We start from the raw sequence: 18,017 nt of genomic DNA on the forward strand, positions 1-18,017 counted from the left end.
AGGCGAGGGCGCTGTCTTCGGCGCCCGATCGGCCCTTCGATCAAAGCGTCGTGACGACGATGGGCGCGCCCTTGGTGATGATCATCGTGTGCTCGTACTGCGCAGACAGGTTGCCTTTCACGCCCGCAAGCGTCCAGCCGTCGGAAGCCTCGGTGACGATGCGGCTCTTGGTCGACAGGAAGGGCTCGATGGTGATGACCATGCCCTCGTGCAGCGTGCGCGTGTCCGAGGGATCGAAGTAGCCCGGAATGTGCTCGGGCTCCTCGTGCAGCGCGCGGCCGACGCCGTGGCTCGCGAGGTTCTCGATGACCTTGAAGCCGTAGGCCTTGGCCGTGCGCTCGATGGCGGCGCCGATGCGGTTGATCGGCTGCCCGGCCCTGGCGGTCTTCATCGCTTCGGCCAGCGCGGTGCGGGTGGCGTGGCACAGGCGGGTCTTCTGCGGGTTGGTGGGCGGCACCACCGTGGTACCGCCGGTGTCGGCGAAGTAACCGCCGAGCTCGGCCGACACATCGACGTTCAGCACGTCGCCGGCGCGGATGACGCGGTCACCGGGAATGCCGTGCGCGGCCTCTTCGTTGATGCTGATGCAGGTCGCGCCCGGAAAGTTGTAGGTGAGCTTCGGCGCCGACCGCGCACCGTGCTCCTCCAGCAGCCGCTGGCCGATCAGGTCGAGCTCGCGCGTGGTCATGCCGGGCTCCGCTGCATCGAGCATGCGCTGCAGCGTCAGCGAGACGATGCGGCCGATGCGCTGGAGGGCTACCACGTCGTCCTGGGTTTCGATGGTCATGTCTGTCGGTCCTTGAGAAAGAGGGGGCGCGGGGCGACGGATGGCCCGCCGGGCAGGCGCCCTTCAATGCAATGGAACGGCGCGGATGGAGTGCATTGTCATATGCACATCGAATTTCCGGGCATCTTTACCGGCCATTCGAATATTCTTGCTGGGCCGCAGCCGCTCCCACTCATCCCTCGTCACCCTTCATTCAGGTGTCGCACCCATGCCCGACCTTCCCCACAGCCCCGCCGCCGAACGCAACAAGCAGCCCATCCTCGACGCGTTGACCGGCATCCTCGGCGAAGAGGGCGCGATGCTGGAGATCGCCTCCGGCACCGGCCAGCATGCCGTCTGGTTCGCCACCGCGCTGGGCCGATGGACATTGCAGCCCACCGATGGGGATGAGCGCGCCTTGCCCGGCATTGCCACGCGCGTTGCCCGGGCCGCACTGCCCAACCTTCGGCCGCCGATCCTGCTCGACGTCACGGCGCCTCAATGGCCTTCGCAAGGCTCATCTTTCCCGCAAGGGCAGGACAAGTTCGACGCGATCTACTGCGCCAACATGATCCACATCGCACCCTGGGCCGCGTGTGTCGGGCTGATGCAGGGCGCGGCGCGGCATCTGCGCTCCGGCGGTGTGCTCGTCACCTACGGCCCCTATTTCGAGGACGACGTGCCGACGGCGCCGAGCAATCTGGCCTTCGACGAAGACCTGCGCGGGCGCAATCCTGCGTGGGGGATACGGCGGCTGGAGGATGTGGCGGCGGAGGCGCAGCGGGCGGGGCTTGTGTTGCGGGAGAGGCATGGGATGCCGGCGAACAATCTGTTGTTGGTCTTTGGCTTGACTTGAACGCTCCACTGACAGGTCCTGGAAGTCGGGTAGCTTGCCGATCAGCGCGCGGGGCCTCGAATTCTTTTCATCGCCACAGGCGCATTGCTGTTCGGCCTCGTCTCCAATTTCGTCTTGACCGCGATTGGCCATTGGTACGAGATGAACATGGCGCGCAGCGAGTACGACCTCTCCGATTCCTTCATGATCGCCTTGCTGGTCCAGGCCCTTTGTGTTGTTGCCGGTGGAGTGACAGGCAACTGGCTGTATCGGCGCTCGCGCATCAAGAAGGGTGTCGAGCGCTGAAGGGCAATGGGCCTGTTGCACGCGGCGGGCAATGCCTTCGCGTTGCTCGCCCCGATGCCCGATTTCTGCGCACCCCCGTGCATCGATCACGATGTTTCACTTTTGAAACGCATCGGCGCTCCACCGCTTGCCGCGAGCGCGATTACATTCAAGCCCGGTGCGCATTCGCGCCACCGTTTTTTTCACCATCGATTCAAGCAAGAAAGAACATCCGTTTTGAACAAGACCGACCTCATCGCCGCCGTCGCCACGGACACCAACCTCAGCAAGGCCGATGCCGCTCGCGCGCTCGATTCCGTCATCGACAACCTGTCGCGCGCCCTGGCAAAGGGCGACACGGTGCAACTGATCGGCTTCGGCACCTTCGCCGTGGCTGCCCGTCCCGAGCGTGAAGGGCGCAATCCCTCGACCGGCGAGAAGATGACCATCAAGGCCAGCAAGGCGCCGAAGTTCACCGCCGGCAAGGCGCTGAAGGACGCGGTCAACGCGCCCGCTGCCGAGTAAGCAGCCAGGAAAATAGACCCCAAAGAACGCGCAAGGGGCATGCACAGGCCCCTTGCCCGCAACCCCTCCGTGGCGTCCGCGCCGCAGTGCAGGCCGCGGAGGGCGGCCATCTTCAGGAAACCGTCGCATTCCGCGCTAGAGTTCGTGCAGGTTCACGAGCCCAGCCATCCGACATGTACGACGCGCCTGTGCCGACACCCTCATCCCCCACCACCTCGCAGCAGTGGCTGCTTCGGCTTCTTTCGATAGCAGCCTGCCTCCTGTTCATCGGCTGTGCCAGCGGCCCGCCCGGGCCCCGGCAAGGCGGCAGCCCCGGCGCCGTGATCGGCGGCACGAGCCTGCTGACGCCCGAGCAGTCGAACAGCGTCGCGATCCACGCCCTGGGCCTCGTCGGCACGCCGTACCGCTACGGCGGCAACACGCCCGACGGCGGCTTCGACTGCAGCGGGCTCATCGGCTACGTGTATCTCAACAGCGTCGGCGAGGCTCCGCCGCGCACGGTGGCGCGCATGGCGGGCTTCGGCGCCCCGGTGCCGATGTCGGAGCTTCGCACCGGCGACCTCGTCCTGTTCGGCGCCTCCACGCCTTCGCATGCGGGCATCTACGTGGGCAATGGCCGCTTCGTGCATGCGCCTTCGACGGGCGGCGTTGTGCGGCTCGACCGGCTCGATGGCGTGTACTGGTCGCGCCAGGTGGTGCAGGCGCGGCGGCCATAGACGCAAGCGCGTCGGCTCAGCCCGGCCTGCTTCTGCCGCTCTTCTTCGCGGGTGAGCCTGCGGCACCTGCAGGTGCTGCCGCACCGGCATTTCCCCCCGCATTCAACTGTTCGACCCACGACAGCGCATCGACATACGCCATGAACCGGTTGAGGTACTCCGGCGAGATGTCGCGCATCAGCGTGAGCGAGCGGTGCACGAGGTGGTGCGAGTTGAGCGGGCCGGCGTTCTCGGGCACCTTCGACAGCGATTGCGTCAGGCGCCGGTCGGCACTGAGCCGGGACCACGTGCTCTGGAAGTAGCGGATCGACTTGAGCTCGGGCGGGGGCGCTGCGGGTGAGGCTGCAGCCGCGGCGCCGGCCTTTGCGGGAGTCGGTGCGATCGGGGCATTGCCCGGCACCGGCGCATGTTGCGCGATGTGCTCGACGAGTTCCGCAAGAGCACTCTGTTCCACGGTCGCCTTTTGCTCTTGCGGTTCCGGGCTTTCGGATTGCGCCTTGGTCAGATCCTCCTCGTAGGCCGCAAGAAGCGCCGCCACCTTGTCGTCCAGCATCTGCCGTGCCTCGCCGCCGTGCGCGGCGGCCCGCCTGGCCATCGCCTCGATGAAGCGGAAGCGCACGGGGTCGAAGCGCTGCTCGCCGCGCGCGAGGGCGGCGGCGACCAGCGCGCCGACGTCGCGTGCGGCTTCGCTGCCTTCGGTTTCAGTCACGGGGCTTGGCGTTGGCGTTGGCGTTGCTGGTGCCGCCGTTCGACGGGCGCGGCGTGGGCGCCATCTCCACGCGGCGGTTCTTCGAGCGGCCATCGGCATCGGCGTTCGACGCAACCGGCTGCTCGGAGCCGAATGCCGCCGCGAAGATCGACGACGACGGAACGCCCGATTCGATCAGCGCGCGCGTCACGGTGAGCGCGCGCTGTGCCGAGAGCTCCCAGTTGTCGGCGAACTGGCGGGCGTTGTCGCGCATCTGCCGGTCGTCGGTGAAGCCGCTCACCATCAGGATCTCGTCGCGCGACTTGAGATAGGCGGTCAGCGGCGCGGCGAGACTCCTGAGCAGCTGGCGGCCTTCGGGCTGCAGCTCTGCGGAGTTGAAGGCGAACAGCACGTTGCCGCTGATGCCGATGCGACCGTTGGTCAGCGTCACGCGGCCGGCGGCCAGCGGTGCAGCCAATGCCTGTTCGAGCGTCTGCAATCGCTTGGCCTCGGCCTGCCGTTGCTTGACTTCGGTTTCCAGCTTCGACGCGAGTTCGAGCTGCATGCCGATCGCGCAAACGAGGATGAGCACGAAGGCGCCGAGCAGGCCGGCCATGAGGTCGCCGAAGACCGCCCACACGGGCACGCCCGGTTCGTCGAAGCCGGCCTCGATGTCGTCGCGGATCATGCTTCGCTGTCCGCGGGCGCTTGCTGCGGCAGCTGGCGTTGCCGGTCGGCGATCTGCTGCATGTCTTCGACGATCTGCTTCTGCGACATGATGCTCAGGTCGATCACCTCGCGCGCCTGCGCGACGTAGTAGGCCAGCTGCTCGTCGCTGCGCGCGATGGACTTGCCCAGCGCGCCTTCGATGCGCTGCAGGTGGGCCGCGAGCTTGTCGTTCGACTGGCTGAAGAGCTGCACCGCGAGGCTGAAGGCCTCGCCCAGGCTGGCCACTTCGACGGCGCTGCCGGTGATCTGAGCGGCGACCGAGGCCATCTTCTCGGACTCGGCATCGGCCCGCTCGGTGAAGCGGCTGCCCACGCGCTCCAGCATCTCGGCCGACGCCGACACCAGCGTGTCGATGGCGGTGCGCTGCTCGGTGGAGGCGTGGTTCACCGCATCGAGCAGGGTGGAGAGCGTCTCGAGGATGCGGCTGCGCTCCTCCAGCATCGCGTTGTCGCGCGCCATGCCGTCGGCCAGCTTCTGGCGCAGCTCGGTCACCACCTCGGCGGCGGCGCGCGGCGCTTCGGCCGCCGCCTGCAGCAGCTGGGCGATCTCGGCGACGGTGCTCCTGGCATGCGCCTCCGTTTGCGCGGACATGTCGCGCGCGGTCTGCGCCATGGTGTCGATGAGCTGCTTCTGCTGGCTCGCGCTGTGCTCGCCGGCCTGCTGCCATTCCTGGCGCAGCGCGGCGGCCATGTCGGTGAGCGACTGCGTCCAGGCCGAGAGGCGCTGCTCGTCGCGCGAGGTCATCTGCGACACGATCTCGGCCGCGGCGCGCGGTGCCTCGGATGCGGCCTGCAGCAGCTTCTCGATCTCGGCGATGGTGTTCTTCGCGTGCGCCTCGGTCTGGGCCAGCATCTCGCGTGCGGTCTGCGCCATGGTGTCGAGCAGCTGTTGCTGCTGGCTCGCGTTGTGCGCGCCGGCCTGCTGCCATTCCTGCTGCAGCGAGGCGGCCATGGCGGTGATCGACTGCGTCCAGGCGGCAAGGCGCTGTTCGTCGCGCGATGCCAGCTCGGTCTGCAGCGAGGCGTGCGACTTGTCGATGGACTGGAGCAGCGATGCGGAGTGCTGTTCGAAGGCCGCTGCAGCGGTCGACAGGGCCTGGTGCGCGTCACCCGAGAGCTTCTCGCTCACGCGCTGGTGCTGTGCGAGCGCGCTGCTCCAGCTGTCGGACACATTGCCCACGGCGCTTTCGAGGCGGGCGGAGACGCTCTCCACCAGCGCGGCGGAGCGCTGCTCGAAGGTCTGCGCGAAGTTGTCGTGGGAGCCGCGCATGTCGCCGGCCAGGGCTTCGCTGGTGCGCTGGTGTTCCGCGAGCGCGCTTTTCCAGGTGTCCGCCACGCGGGTGGTACTGGCCTCGAAGCGGCTGGAGAGGCCGTCGAGCTGCTGCTGGACCGTCTTCGAGATGGTGTCGTGCAGCGCGACGGTCTCGCGCGCGATGCCGGCCATGGTGGCTTCGACCACGGGCTGGATCGCCGCGCCCGCGACGCGCGCGCTTTCGGTGAGGCTGTGCTTGAGCGACTGGTCGACCGAAGCGGCAAGGTTGCCGTAGACGGCCTCGGCCTTGCTGTGGAAGCTGTCCTGCCCGGCCACGAGACGCTCGTTCAGCGCCTGACTCTGGCGTTCCATCGCCAGCATCATGGCCTGCAGTTGGCCGACCAGCTCGGGCATGGCATGGGCCTGCTGCTGCAGCAGCCTGAACGATTCTTCGCGCTGGTGGGTCTGCGAGAAGGGGCGCAGCACGGTGGCGATCCTGGTGTCGAGCAGTTGCGCCGCCTGCAGCCTCTCGCGGCGGCTCAGCGCCGAGGCCAGGCCCAGCATGGCCGATGCGGCCACGCCCGCCACCGAGGTGCCGAAGGCCAGGCCCAGGCCCTTGACGGGGGCCGATAGCGAATCGCGGATGGTCTGCAGATCGGTCGAGCTTTCGAGCGCGATGCCGGTGCCGCGTAGCGTGACCACCATGCCGATGAAGGTGCCCAGCATGCCCAGCAGCACCAGGAAGCCGGCGAGGTAGGGCGTCAGCGCCGGGCCCGGCAGGCCCACGCGCTCACCCTCGATGCGCAGGCGCACCGGGTTGCGCAGCGAAGGGTGAAGGCCGTCGAGCCACGCGCCGAGGTTCTGGGGCGGCGCGGAGAGGCTGGACACGGCCTGCGTCAGCGTGCCGGTGGCCTGCTGGAAGCGGTGCAGCTCCAGCGCGCCGAGGATGTAGAAGGCACCGACGATCAGGGTGACGGCCAGCGCCAGCGAGTTGGTGCCGATGTAGCCGGCGCCCACCCAGCCGACGACGGCCAGGCCGGCGGCAAACACAGCGTATTGAAGGAATCGGGTCATGGGGTCCTGGTGGCCTGGGTGCGAAGGGCATCGAGCAGCCCTTCGACCGGTTGAAATCGAAAATCAAGTTCGGCGAGCAGCACGTCCTGCGCGTCCTTGCGGAAGGTGTCGAGCCATGCGTCGGAGGGCGGGGCGGCAGGCTGCGCCTCGTCTTCCTCGCTCGCCGCCTCGGCGGCGGCCGCCTTGCGCAGCCGCTCGAAATGCCGCTCCAGCAGCCCCGGAACGGCCGACAGCAGGCTGTGCTCGCGTGCTTCCAGCACCTGCGCCATCACCACGTCGACCGAGGCCAGCCGCGCCATCGCGGGCGACCTGGCGGCCATGGCTGAGCGCAGCCTGCTGCGCAGCGAGCCCACGCCGGCTTCCATGGCCTGCTGCCGGGCGAGGTAGCGGCGGCGGTAGGGGGCGAAGTCGGAGGCTGCGTCCTTGCCGGCGCCGAAGGTGTTGTCTTCGACGATGGCATTGGCCAGCGCGGTGCGCACGCGGCTGCATTCGTTTTCTTCGGTGTTGCGGGGAGCCCGGATGCCTGCCTGCGCCATCGCGGGCGCGCCGTCGAGCGCGGCCGACAGCGAGATCGCGTCGGTCCAGCCGAACCATTGGCTCAGCCGGTCGGCGGTGGGATTTGCGGGTTCGCGGACATCAGCCTCGGCCAGTCGGGAAAGCAAGCGAATGAGCGCCGAGCCGTTGAAACTTGTGCGCCTGAAAACTTGCCCCATAACCTCCTGGACGCGTCTGACGGCGCCTGACCGAAAAACCCGGCAGTCTACAACAGCACCCTCAGTCCGAGGCTCTCCCGGCGCCTGCGCGGGGCGCTGGCTGTGTAACGAAATGCCTGTTTTCCATCGCCGAGACCGCTGCCGGAATCAACGCCTGGCGTCCGGCGACCGGACGTGCTCCGGCCGCACCCCCAGCCCCACGGCCCGGGCCGGCAGCCTGCGCAGCAGTGGCCAGCGCGCCAAGAGCCTCAGGGGCAAGGGCAGCGGCGCCTGGCGGTCCGGCGGCTCGCGGTCGAGCACCGCCATGAGCACGTTGTCCTGGATGAAGCGCTGCACGGCCTGGGTGACCTGCACGGGCCACTCACGGCGGCGCTGCAGCTGGGGCAGCAGGGCGTCGATCTCCTTGTCGCTCGCGTCGCCGGCCAGCGCGGCCCACAGCAGGTTGGCGGCGGCCACCGCGTCCTGCACCGCGAGGTTGATGCCGACGCCGCCCACCGGCGACATCGCATGTGCGGCATCGCCGATGCACAGCAGCCCGCGGCAGGACCAGCTCTCGAGCCGGTCGACCGTCACTTCGAGCAGCTTGACCGAGTCCCAGTCGGGCAGCGCCGCGGGCAACCTGTCGACAAGGAAGGGCGCGATGCGGCCGATCTCCCGGTGGAAGGCGCCGATGCCCCGTGCCTTGAGCGCATCGTGGCCGCCCTTGGGTATGACGAAGGCGCACTGCCAGTAGTCGCCGCGGTTCAGCGTCACCAGGATGCGGCCCCCCGCGATGTGGCCACCGGTGGACGCCGGGTCTTCCTCGCACCGCGGAATTGCCATCCAGAGCACGTCGATGGGTGCGCCGTAGCTGATGTGCGGCAGCGCCGCCGCGTCGCGCAGCGCCGAGTGCCGTCCGTCGGCGGCCACCACCAGCGAGGCGTGCAGCTCGACCTCGCGCGGCTGGCCGGCGCGGCGGTCGCGCCGCACTTTCACGCCGTTGACGCGGCCCTTTTCCTGCAGCAGGCCGATGGCCTCGGCATCGGTCCAGAGCTCGAAGCCCGGATAGCGCCGCGCCTCGTCGTACATGAAGTCCAGGAACTCCCACTGCGGCATCAGCACCAGGAACCTGCTGTGCGAGGGCAGGTGGGTGAAGTCGGCCACCGGCACGGTGCGGCCCTCGTAGCTGGCGCGCAGCTCGTCGACGCGGTCGTGGGGGCGCTGCAGGAAGGCGTCGAGCAGGCCCAGCTCGTGCAGCACCTCCAGCGTGGACGGGTGCACCGTGTCGCCGCGGAAGTCGCGCAGGAAGTCGAGATGCTTCTCCAGCACGACCACCGGCACGCCGGCACGGGCGAGCAGCAGGCCCAGCACCATGCCGGCAGGGCCGCCGCCTGCGATGCAGCAGCGCGGCGTCGGGGATTCGCTCGCTTGGGCGGTAGGCGTTTCCATGGCTCCGATCGATCGATCCGGTCGCGCCGCGAACGACGTGGCCTGTGTTGCACGGCACCGCCCGATGCGGGGGCTGGGCCCCCGGGGCTCAGGGTTGCGCGAAGGTGACGCTCTGGGCGATGAGCACGCCGTCGACCACGCGGTCTCCGACGACTGTCACGCGCTTGCCGTTGCCCAGGTCCGTGGCGGTGCCGTTGACGAACATGGTAGCGGAGCCGCCGGCATTCACGCGCTGGCCGCGCACGATGAAGTCGGAAGCCGACTGGTAATTGCCTATGGCGCCGATCACCGTGAAGGAAGCCGGCCCGCCCGTGCCCGGCACGTAGCGCACGCGCAGCTTCTTCGCCACCAGTACCTGGCCAGAGAGGAAACCGTCGACCTCGACCTTGACGCTGTTGCCGATGGAGCCGGCCTGGCCGCCGGGTATCTGTGCATTGCGCGCGTCGACTCTGTTGCCGAGCACGCGGAAGTCGCCGAGCGATGCGAAGTCGGTCACGACGCCCGCGAGCTGCAGTGCGATGCCGTCGGCGGTGGGAATGGCGTACCAGCCCTGAACCCTGGTGGCGGTGAAGCGGCCAGCCACCGGCGCCGCGGTGCCGCGCACGCGGACGATGGCGCCGTCGGCCAGGCTGGCGGCGTCGACGCCGGGGCCGAAGGTCGCGCCGCCGAAGTCGACCGTGAGCAGGCCTAGGGTGAATTGCCGGCCGACGCGGTCGAGGTTCTGAACGGTGCCGGTCACCAGCGGTTCGGTGGAGGCAGGCGTGACCTGCACGCGCGTGGCGCGCAGCGTGCCCGGTGCGGCGGGCAGGCCCCAGACCTGGATCACCGCGCCGTCGCGCAGGTCGGCGGGGCCGTTGGCGTCGCCCCAGACGGTGGCGGTGTCGGTGGTCACGCGGCTGCCCATCACGGTGAAGCTGCCGCTCGGCAGGTCGATGGCGGAGACGGCGCCGCGCAGCTCGGCGGCCGAGACCACCTGCGCGGCCACGCCGCTGGTGAAGTTGGCATCGACCTTGCCGGCCACGCGCGCACTCATGCCGATCTGCAGCTCGGTCGTGTCTTCGAGGCTGAAGGTGGCGCTGTCGGTGTTGTAGCGCAGCCCGTTGAGGATGATGCTGCCCAGGCCGTCCGCCGCGCCGATGCCGGCCGCGTCCGCAGTCACGCCGGTGCCGCCGGAACCCACGCCGGAGCCGTCGCCGTTCGTGTTGCCGGCGGTGGTGGTGCCGTCGCTGCCGCCGGTTCCCGCACCGGTGCCGTTTCCGGTGCTTCCTGAGCCGTCGGCCCCGCCGGTGCCGCCGCCGCTGTTGTCGGCGCCGCCGCTCGCCCCCGTGCCGGTGGAGGTGCCGGAGATGCCGGCCACGCCGGCGCCCGATGTGCCGCCGCCGCCACCGCCACCGCAGGAAAGAAGCATGGCGATGCCGCCGGCGAGCAGGAGGCTGCGCAGCAGCCCGCGCAGAGGTGCGCGCGTGGGCCGGAGGGAGTGCACCGTGGTGAGGATCGTGTTCATCGTGAGGGCGGCCCGCTCTTCTTCGGCGCGGCTTCGTCGTCTTCGTAGTAGGTATAGATGCCGACGCGGATGCGGGCCTTGCTGTCGGCGGGGGCGCGCTCGACGGCCTCGGTCATCTCGCGGGCCAGTTCGTGGTGCAGCCCGGTCCAGCGCTCGCGTGCGAGGCGCTGGATTTTTTCGCAGTCTTCCAGCGTGAGGCCGCGCGCGTACACCGAGCGCTCCAGCATGCGGGGCGTTTCGCCCAGCGTGTTGGAGACGGCGGCCAGCAGGTGGTCGCGGCCGTTGTCGCCCAGGAATGCGAGCATCGACTGCAGGTCTTCGACCGGCACGAAACCGTCGGCCATGAGCTCGGCGGTGCCGTTGTCCTCGGCCACCATGTTCAGGCGCACCAGTTCATCCAGGATGGTGCGATGGTGGATGTTGCCGCGGCTGGCCAGCCGGGCCACGCGCTCGAAGGAGGGGGCCTCGTCCTCGGTGGAGACGGGGATGCGGCGAAGGTCCTCGTTCTCGACCGTCATCTGCAGCCAGAGCGTGAAGGTCTTGGCGGCGGCCGACAGCTCGGTGTGCGGCAGCGGGTCGGCGGTGGCGCGGACCTTGGCGGTGACCGCCTTGCGGTTCAGGCCGGTGGTGACCGAGATCTGGCTGAGGTTGGGCCGCTTCACGCCCTGCTGGCGCCAGGAGCGCTGGGCCTCCTCGATGAGCAGGTCGCGCAGGAGTTCTTCCAGGTGCGGGTGCTTGACGCCCATGGCGAGCGCCAGCCGGACCACCGGACGGAGGATGCGAGCGCAGGCGGCGAGGGCCCAATCCAGCCGTTGTTCCATGGGTGCGGTCGTTGCTCCTGGTTCTTTGCGTCCGAGACAAGAAGGGAGAAGGGGCCCGGGCTTCCAGCCGTGCCGGAGCGGATTCCAGCCCCCTTCGCAGCGGGGTATTGTCGTTCGTCCGCGAAGGCCGCCCTGGCCGTGTGTCCGCGGGGCAGGCTAGGTAGCGGTGCAGGTGCCGTCGTTCGACCTCGTGACGTTGGTGCGCCCGGTGGCGCTGATGTTCACGGCGCGCGACTGGTTGGCGCTCGGTGCGCTGCGGCAGATGGTGATCCGGCTCTGGCTGGCGCCCACGCCGGTGGCCTGGAACACGATGGCGCTCGCGCCGCCCGCCTCGCGCAGCAGGTAGCCGGAGGCCGCCGCGCTTTCCACGCGCAGCACCTGCGTGCCGCTCAGCACGATCCAGCCGGCTTCCCACTGGCCGTTGGTGCTGCAGCTGGTGCCGTCGGCCGAGGCGCAGAGGGTGACCGGCGCGTTGCGCTTGATGGCCTCGCTGCGCGCGAGCTGGCTGCCCGCCACCAGCGAGGTGGCATAGCTGCTCAGTCGCATGGAAAGCCGGATGCCGTCGAACGAGGGCACGGCGATGGCGACGAGCACCACCAGCACGGCCACCGTGACCATCAGCTCCACCAGCGTGAAGCCGGGGGTGTGGGCAGTGCGGGGCCGGTAGCGCATGTTGCCGGTGCTGCGCATGCTCACTTCTGGATGAACCAGTAGACCCGGCCCTTGGGCTGCTTGAACGCGGCCTTGGGTGCGGTGCCCTTGGGGCTCAGGAACGAGTCGGGGTTGGCGCCGATCACCACGTCGCGCATGCTGCCGTCGTCGAGCTGGACGCGGCCCACCACCGGCGAGGGCGCGAGGCCGCCGCCCACCACGTTCTGGAAGCGGCCGCCGGGGCCCTGGGGTGCGGCGTTGACGTACGACACGTTGTAGACGCGCGCGGTGCCGAGGTCGGCGCGGCACATCTGCGCATTCGGGTTGCTGGGCGTGTGGGTGTTGAAGGTGGTGACGCCGTAGGCGGTGACCGAGCTGGTCACCACCTGTTCGCCGGCTGCGAGGGCGAGGTACCAGCCCTTCTTCGTCGCGAGGTCGGACGAGGTCGGCGTGGAGGTGGCGGTGATGGGCTGCAGCGAGGCCTGGCACAGCAGGCCGTTGCCGGTGCCGCAGTTGCTGGTCTCGCTGCTCAGCCAGGTGCTGTCGGTAGGCTTGTCGACCAGCATGTAGAAGCGGTTGGCCACGCCCAGCGCGACGTTGTAGTAGCGCAGCGGCTTCTCGCGGTCGCCCGAGCCCAGCAGGATCACGAAGGCGCCGTTGTCCTCCACCACGTCGGGCGCGAACATGAACTTGCGGTTGGGCGTGCAGGTGGTCACCGTGTCGCAGCCCAGCGAGGCGACCTGCGTCATGGTCCAGGCCGAGGGTACCCCGCTGCCGAGGGCGATGCGATAGACGTTGCCGCCCAGGTCCGCTGCGTAGGCGATGCGCGCGATGCCGAGCGAATCGGTGACCACGCTGACTTCGCCCACTACCGGCCGAGCGGTGGGGAACATCTGCAGCCGCGCGCCGGTGTCGGCGTCGAGCACGTAGATGCCGCTGCCCTTCGCTGCCGTGCCGCAGGCCTGGGCTGCGCTGTTGGTGTCGACGTCTTCGCACTTGTCGTAGCCGCCGCCGAAGATCAGCAGCGGGCTGTTGCCGCCGCCGTAGCCGTTGGCGCGCATGACCTTGGGGGCAGACCAGGTCTGGCCGAAGCCCTCGAAGCCGCTGTCGCAGCCGACGTCGTCGCCCTGGTTGGGGCAGCCCTTGCGCCATTTCAGCGTGGGCGAGGCGGCGGAGGAGACGTCGAAGGCGTAGATCAGCCGGCCGCCGCGGCGCATGCTCGCGTAGAGCCAGGCGGTGCTGCCCTGGCGATAGGCCGAGACCGGCCCGTCCATGCCGTAGGGCTTGGGCTCCACCGCACCCGAGGTGACCGGCAGCAGGGGGAAGCTGATGCGCGTGCTGTTGTCGTACAGCCGCTTGATGCTGCCGTAGAACTCCGGCGGCATGAACGACCAGAGCTCGTCGCCCGCCGCGGCCGAGCCGATGGCCGCGGTGCGGTTGCCGTTGACTGCGCGCAGCACGCCGTCGTTGCCGCCGTAGAACACCACCACCTGGGGCGCGGCGTCGGTGCCGTAGTTGATGGCCACCGGCCGCGAGTGCACCACGTCGCCGTGCACCGAAGGGCGCATCGAGGTGGAGGTGACGGGGTTGCCCTGCGCGTCGGGCCGCTCGTCGCCCTTGTCGTCGAGGCCGCGCGCCCAGTTGATGATCAAAGTGCGGTCGGTGTCGGCGGTGACGCCCAGCGCAGCCTTGGTGATGGCGGCGTTGCCGTCGGCGAAGGCGGTGAGTGCCGTGCAGCTGCCCGGCGTGCAGGTCTTCATGTTCCGGTTGGCGACGGCCATGCGGCGCAGCATGTAGCCCTGCGCACCTTTCTCCACCACGTTGCCGTCGGGGCTGTCGGCGGCTTCCTTGCCGATGCAGTCTCCCGAGGGCCGGAAGCTCCAGTACAGGTCGGTGTCGCTCGGCGCGGGCGTCCAGAAGCTGCGGGCGCAGGGAGCGACGAAGCCGGTCTGGTTGTTCACCGCGTTGGCGCCCACCGAGTCCTGCAGGATCAGCTGGTTGCTGCTGTCGAGCCCTAGCTTGTATTGCTTGAGGTTGCCGTTCCAGCGCGCAAAGGCATCCTGGTCGGGGCGGAACATGCCCACGAACACCTGGTTCAGGTAGGTGCCCTGGGTGTTCACGCTCACCGGCAGGCTCACAGAGGAGAACACGCTGTTGACCGACTGGATCTTGCTGAAGATGTCGTCCAGCGCCGCGCCGAGCGCGCTGCCCAGGTCGGGCTTGGAGGAGATGTCGTAGTACTCGCCCTTGCTCTGCGTGGCCATGCTCTTGAGCAGCGAGGTCCAGCCCGGGCCCTGGCCGCCGGTCGCCTTGGCGGCCTCGATGGTGTAGACCTTCACGCCCATGCTCGTCTGCAGGAAGCGCGACCACTCGTCGGCTGTGTTGTCCTGCGAGCCGCTGGGGCTCAGGGCGATCTGCGTCGCGTCGCCGCCCGCAGCGCGCAGGGCGGCGTTGGAGGTCTGGCTGTCGCTGGTGTTGTCCTGCGCCGCGCCGTTGCTGATGTAGATGACGAAGGTGCCGGTGCAGTTCTCGGTGCTGGGGCCGACGTAGGTGGTGGCGGAGAAGCTGCCGAGCGCGTTGCGCGGCAGCGCGTAGATGGCCTTGGAGGCCGCCGTGCCGCTCGTGTTGCCGCTGTAGTCGGCCTTGACCTTGCCGTTGCCGGCGATGGGCGCGCCATTGGCCAGGTATCGGTAGACCTCTGCCATGGTCTTGCCGGCCTTGCCGCCGTTGGACTTGTCCGCCAGTTTGTCCAGGCTGCGGATGAGCGCGCCGTACTTGACCTTGGTGCCGTCGTCCATCGTGCGCACCGCGGCGCGCACGTAGCCGCCGTCGGAGTTGGAGTTGCCCTGGCCGGTCTCGGTGAACATCATCAGGCCGACCTTGAACCTGTTGGACTTCAGGCTTTCGAACGCCGACGCCAGCGCGGTCATCTCGGCGGTGAAGGGCTGGTTCCAGTTGGCCGTGTTGTCCAGCACGAAGAGCACGTTCGGCGTCTGCGCAGCGCTTGGGTTGTAGCCTACGAAGAGGTCGATGTCCTCGGCGTGGGCCGGGCCCGCCGGCATTGCCGTCGACGCAGCGAGCGCGGCGGCTGTCCACAGCGAAGCGAGAAGTTTCCGGGTCATGGTGCGGGCCTGTTCGTCGTCGGGTTGTCGTGGGAGGGCATGCCTAGGAAGCGCAGAACGCTTCGAACTGCGCCTTGTTGAGCAGGGCACGCACGCCCTGGCGCACGGAGGTGGTGGCGCCGCTGGTGTTGCGGGCATCGGTGACCGTGGTGCTGATGTCCCACACGGAGTTGTATTGGTCGGGCAGCGTCGAGAGGCCCGAGCCGCTGCTCGACGCGCCGCCCGTGACGCCGCCCGGGCCAGTGCTGCCGCCGCTGCCGGTGTCCAGCGCCTTGGTGGCGCGCACGCACACCGGCGGCGCGACGTTCACGACGTAGTCGGTGACGCCGTCGTTGTCGATGTCGACCATGCTCACCGTCCGCTGCGGCGGCGCCAGCGTCGGGCTGCCGTCGCTGCCGGGCACGAGCAGGCTGGTGGCGGCTTCCTCGATCGCGCGGTTGGCGGCAGCCACCGCCTCGTTGCGCGTCTGCAGGTTGCCCACCGCCTTGAGGTTGGCGTTGCTCAGGTTGAAGGCGGCCGTGACCACGAGGGTGATCAGCAGCAGCATGATCATCCCGATGAGCAGGGCGGCGCCGCGCTGGCCGGCACCGCGGGCGAGCGGCGCGCGTGTGTTCATGGCGTCTCCCTTCGGCCGGTGACGTTGCTCAGGCGCACGGAGGTGGAGAACGCGTGCCGCTTGTAGTGGTCGTTGAACGGCCCCAGCGTGGCACCGCCGAGCTGGTAGGTGCGTGTGTCGGTGTGGCCCGGCGATGCCTCGGAACTGCGTGCCAGAACGAAGAGCTTGACGGCCACCACGTTGACGAGCTGGTCGGCGGTACAGGCGGGGCTCGTGGTGCAGTGCACGAAGTTGCCGTCGGGGCTGCCGTCGCCGCGGTTGGCCGGCGTGGACTTGTTCGCCGGGTCGGCCCAGGCGATGGCCGTGGTGTAGTCGACGGCGGCGCCGGTCTTGCTCAACGTGTCGAGGCCGAGTTCGACGCGGAAGCCCTCGACGCCTTCGATCAGCGGCGTGGGCGGCTGCTGCGCCAGCGTGCCGCCCACGAAGTCGAAGCGCGAGCGCGCCAGCGTGGGAATGCCGTCGCCCACGGCGTCGGCGTAGTCGCGCACGTAGTAGATGTCGGCCACCAGCTTGCGCTTGGGCGAGGGCGTGGTGCAGTCCTTGCGGAGCATGTTGCCGAAGCCGGCGGTCGACAGGTCGAAGGCCGACGGCTTCTGCGTGCCGCACAGCGACGACTGGAAATACATGGCGCCGGTCGTGTCGGCGTCGCAGTTGGGTGTGCCGGGCAGGCAGGTCTCGGCGTGGCGCACCACGATGATGTCGGTGCCGGCCTTCTTGTTCTTCAGCAGGTCTGTGCAGCTCGCGGGCACGCTGTCGTAGGTCTGCACCGGGATGTCCAGCAGCTGGCGCTTGTAGTCGTCGGTCCAGTTCGCGGCGGAGTAGGGCAGGCACGGGTCGGGCAGCGCGCCGGTGGGCACGTGCGTGGGAGCGCCCGTGACGGTAAGGTCGTCGAACTCGGGCATGTAGTTCTCCCAGAAGCCGGCGTGGGAGATCTCGTTCTCGAGCACGAACGTGCTGAGGCGCCCGGTCTCGATCTGGCGGTTGACCCGCTCCAGCTCGCGCTGGGAGTTGCTCACGTTGAGAAAGAGCGCGAGCAGCGCGGCCACCACGATGAGCGTGATGGTGATGGCCACCATCAGCTCGATCAGCGTCAGGCCGCGCTGGCCGTGCCGCGGAGCGCGTGGGCGGTTCATGAGAGCGACCCGATGCGCACCAGCGTGGTCACGGTGCGGCGGCACTTGTCGCCCGTGCAGGTGGTGCCGCTGTCGTACTGGCCCTTGCCGCAGGCCACGCCGGAAGGCGGCGCCGAGATCGGCCCCAACCCCTGCCATGCGACGGTGACCAGGTACTCGTTGTTGCCCATGTCCTCCACGCAGCCGCGCCCGCCGATCACGGTGCCGAGCTTGCTGCCGCCGGAGATCTCGGCCGCGCCCTGCAGTGCGTTGCACCATTCCTTGGCGTCCACCTGTTGCCGGGTCGCAGTGGCGGTGGGACAGGCGGCGTCGGCGCCCAGCGGCGCGCTGGTGACGTAGCTGGCCGCCGTGCGGCGGTTGGTCGCGATGCGGCTGGCCATGTCGTTCAGCAGGATCAGCGCCTGCGAGCGCTGGTACGACTCCATCTCGGAGGCCTGCATGCGCGCCTGAAGCCCCACGAGTCCGAACAGGCCGATGGCCAGAACGAGCAGCGTGACCAGCACCTCGATCAGCGTGGTGCCGCGCTGGCGGCGGATGGGGCGGCGCTTCACCATTTGCCCGCCGGCGATTTCACGCCTTCGCTGGTGAGGCTGAGATCGCCGTCGCCTTGTTGCGCGCCGATCGCCCTGAAAGTCAGGGTGTAGCCCGGTACGCCGGTGGTGGAGAGCGTGATGTCGTAGCTGTAGTTCGCCGAAACCTCCGGCGGCAGGCTGTAGCCGCTCGCGGTGAGCGCCGCCTTGTCGGCATAGCCGCGGTTGGCAATGAGGAACTGCTGCTGCCGGTTGGCGATGTCCATCATCTGCGCCTGGGCCGCCGAGCGCTTGGAGCGGATGACGTACTGCTGGTAGCTCGGCAGCGCGATGGCCGCCAGGATGGCCACGATCGCCACCGTGACCATGACCTCGATCAATGTGAAGCCGCTGCTGCGTCTGCGTGCCTGCGGATGCTGGTTCATCGTGGCTCGAAAGGAATGTTTCACATTGTTAATTATGTGAATTTATCACATTTAAGCAAGATACAAGGGTCAAGAGGCTTCGCTGTGCGGTGTCTGCCACGGCCGAATCCAGGGTTTTCCATTACGCAAAGCCACGCGCCCGCCCCGCGCGGTCCGACGGATGCGCCGGCGCCCCCGCCCGGCAAAACTCCCGGGTTCAATCCAA

18 protein-coding genes are annotated in these 18,017 nt (G+C 69.0%); 4 read left to right on the forward strand and 14 right to left on the reverse strand.

Features of this window, described 5'->3' with window-relative positions:
- Window positions 1-40: 40 nt before the first annotated feature.
- Window positions 41-787 (reverse strand): type I methionyl aminopeptidase, encoded by a 747-nt coding sequence (gene map / locus ACTJLF_RS20385; RefSeq protein ID WP_019656936.1) that lies wholly within the window; start codon window positions 785-787, stop codon window positions 41-43.
- 208 nt (window positions 788-995) lie between these two features.
- Here map and ACTJLF_RS20390 point away from each other — a divergent pair, with 208 nt between their 5' ends.
- The 4 genes from ACTJLF_RS20390 to ACTJLF_RS20405 all read left to right on the forward strand — a co-directional run bounded on the left by ACTJLF_RS20390 (window position 996) and on the right by ACTJLF_RS20405 (window position 3,127).
- Complete coding sequence (locus tag ACTJLF_RS20390) at window positions 996-1,622, forward strand: DUF938 domain-containing protein (RefSeq protein WP_440883811.1); 627 nt, start codon at window positions 996-998, stop codon at window positions 1,620-1,622.
- Between the two features lie 84 nt (window positions 1,623-1,706).
- Entirely contained in the window at window positions 1,707-1,907 is a 201-nt protein-coding gene (locus ACTJLF_RS20395) for a hypothetical protein (protein ID WP_440883812.1), read from the forward strand.
- 216 nt (window positions 1,908-2,123) lie between these two features.
- Entirely contained in the window at window positions 2,124-2,411 is a 288-nt protein-coding gene (locus ACTJLF_RS20400; protein ID WP_019656939.1) for an HU family DNA-binding protein, read from the forward strand.
- A gap of 173 nt (window positions 2,412-2,584) precedes the next feature.
- Window positions 2,585-3,127: a C40 family peptidase gene (locus tag ACTJLF_RS20405; protein WP_132754848.1), complete on the forward strand. Its 543-nt coding sequence runs from the start codon at window positions 2,585-2,587 to the stop codon at window positions 3,125-3,127.
- Window positions 3,128-3,143: 16 nt separating this feature from the next.
- Here the strand turns inward: ACTJLF_RS20405 and ACTJLF_RS20410 are convergent, their stop codons facing one another.
- The 13 genes from ACTJLF_RS20410 to ACTJLF_RS20470 form a co-directional block, all read right to left on the reverse strand.
- A complete protein-coding gene (locus tag ACTJLF_RS20410; RefSeq protein WP_440883813.1) occupies window positions 3,144-3,836 on the reverse strand; it encodes a DUF2894 domain-containing protein in 693 nt (230 codons plus the stop codon).
- Window positions 3,829-4,500 carry an OmpA family protein gene (locus ACTJLF_RS20415; protein WP_184606398.1) on the reverse strand — a complete coding sequence of 224 codons (672 nt, stop codon included), beginning with the start codon at window positions 4,498-4,500 and terminating at the stop codon, window positions 3,829-3,831. Before ACTJLF_RS20415 ends, ACTJLF_RS20410 begins: the two co-directional genes overlap by 8 nt.
- Window positions 4,500-6,869, reverse strand: a complete 2,370-nt coding sequence (locus ACTJLF_RS20420) for a DUF802 domain-containing protein (protein WP_440883814.1) — start codon at window positions 6,867-6,869, stop codon at window positions 4,500-4,502. The genes ACTJLF_RS20415 and ACTJLF_RS20420 overlap by 1 nt, the downstream gene beginning before the upstream one ends.
- Window positions 6,866-7,582: a DUF3348 domain-containing protein gene (locus ACTJLF_RS20425; protein ID WP_019656944.1), complete on the reverse strand. Its 717-nt coding sequence runs from the start codon at window positions 7,580-7,582 to the stop codon at window positions 6,866-6,868. Before ACTJLF_RS20425 ends, ACTJLF_RS20420 begins: the two co-directional genes overlap by 4 nt.
- Window positions 7,583-7,729: 147 nt before the next feature.
- Window positions 7,730-9,010 carry an FAD-dependent oxidoreductase gene (locus ACTJLF_RS20430; protein ID WP_440883815.1) on the reverse strand — a complete coding sequence of 427 codons (1,281 nt, stop codon included), beginning with the start codon at window positions 9,008-9,010 and terminating at the stop codon, window positions 7,730-7,732.
- A gap of 88 nt (window positions 9,011-9,098) precedes the next feature.
- Window positions 9,099-10,514: a DUF5666 domain-containing protein gene (locus tag ACTJLF_RS20435; RefSeq protein WP_440883816.1), complete on the reverse strand. Its 1,416-nt coding sequence runs from the start codon at window positions 10,512-10,514 to the stop codon at window positions 9,099-9,101.
- Complete coding sequence (locus ACTJLF_RS20440) at window positions 10,511-11,335, reverse strand: DUF6502 family protein (protein WP_019656947.1); 825 nt, start codon at window positions 11,333-11,335, stop codon at window positions 10,511-10,513. The genes ACTJLF_RS20435 and ACTJLF_RS20440 overlap by 4 nt, the downstream gene beginning before the upstream one ends.
- 156 nt (window positions 11,336-11,491) lie before the next feature.
- On the reverse strand, window positions 11,492-12,025 hold the full coding sequence (locus ACTJLF_RS20445) for a GspH/FimT family pseudopilin (RefSeq protein ID WP_440883817.1): 534 nt from the start codon (window positions 12,023-12,025) through the stop codon (window positions 11,492-11,494).
- Between the two features lie 2 nt (window positions 12,026-12,027).
- Window positions 12,028-15,108 (reverse strand): pilus assembly protein, encoded by a 3,081-nt coding sequence (locus ACTJLF_RS20450; RefSeq protein ID WP_440883818.1) that lies wholly within the window; start codon window positions 15,106-15,108, stop codon window positions 12,028-12,030.
- 43 nt (window positions 15,109-15,151) lie between these two features.
- Window positions 15,152-15,724, reverse strand: coding sequence for a hypothetical protein (locus tag ACTJLF_RS20455; RefSeq protein ID WP_145761934.1), 573 nt, complete (start codon window positions 15,722-15,724; stop codon window positions 15,152-15,154).
- Window positions 15,721-16,857 (reverse strand): PilW family protein, encoded by a 1,137-nt coding sequence (locus ACTJLF_RS20460; RefSeq protein WP_184606323.1) that lies wholly within the window; start codon window positions 16,855-16,857, stop codon window positions 15,721-15,723. Before ACTJLF_RS20460 ends, ACTJLF_RS20455 begins: the two co-directional genes overlap by 4 nt.
- On the reverse strand, window positions 16,854-17,411 hold the full coding sequence (pilV, locus tag ACTJLF_RS20465; protein ID WP_354327939.1) for a type IV pilus modification protein PilV: 558 nt from the start codon (window positions 17,409-17,411) through the stop codon (window positions 16,854-16,856). Before pilV ends, ACTJLF_RS20460 begins: the two co-directional genes overlap by 4 nt.
- Window positions 17,405-17,812, reverse strand: coding sequence for a type IV pilin protein (locus ACTJLF_RS20470; RefSeq protein WP_354327938.1), 408 nt, complete (start codon window positions 17,810-17,812; stop codon window positions 17,405-17,407). The genes pilV and ACTJLF_RS20470 overlap by 7 nt, the downstream gene beginning before the upstream one ends.
- Window positions 17,813-18,017: the final 205 nt, after the last annotated feature.

Source organism: Variovorax sp. 22077, assembly GCF_052044195.1.
Lineage (GTDB): Bacteria > Pseudomonadota > Gammaproteobacteria > Burkholderiales > Burkholderiaceae_C > Variovorax > Variovorax atrisoli.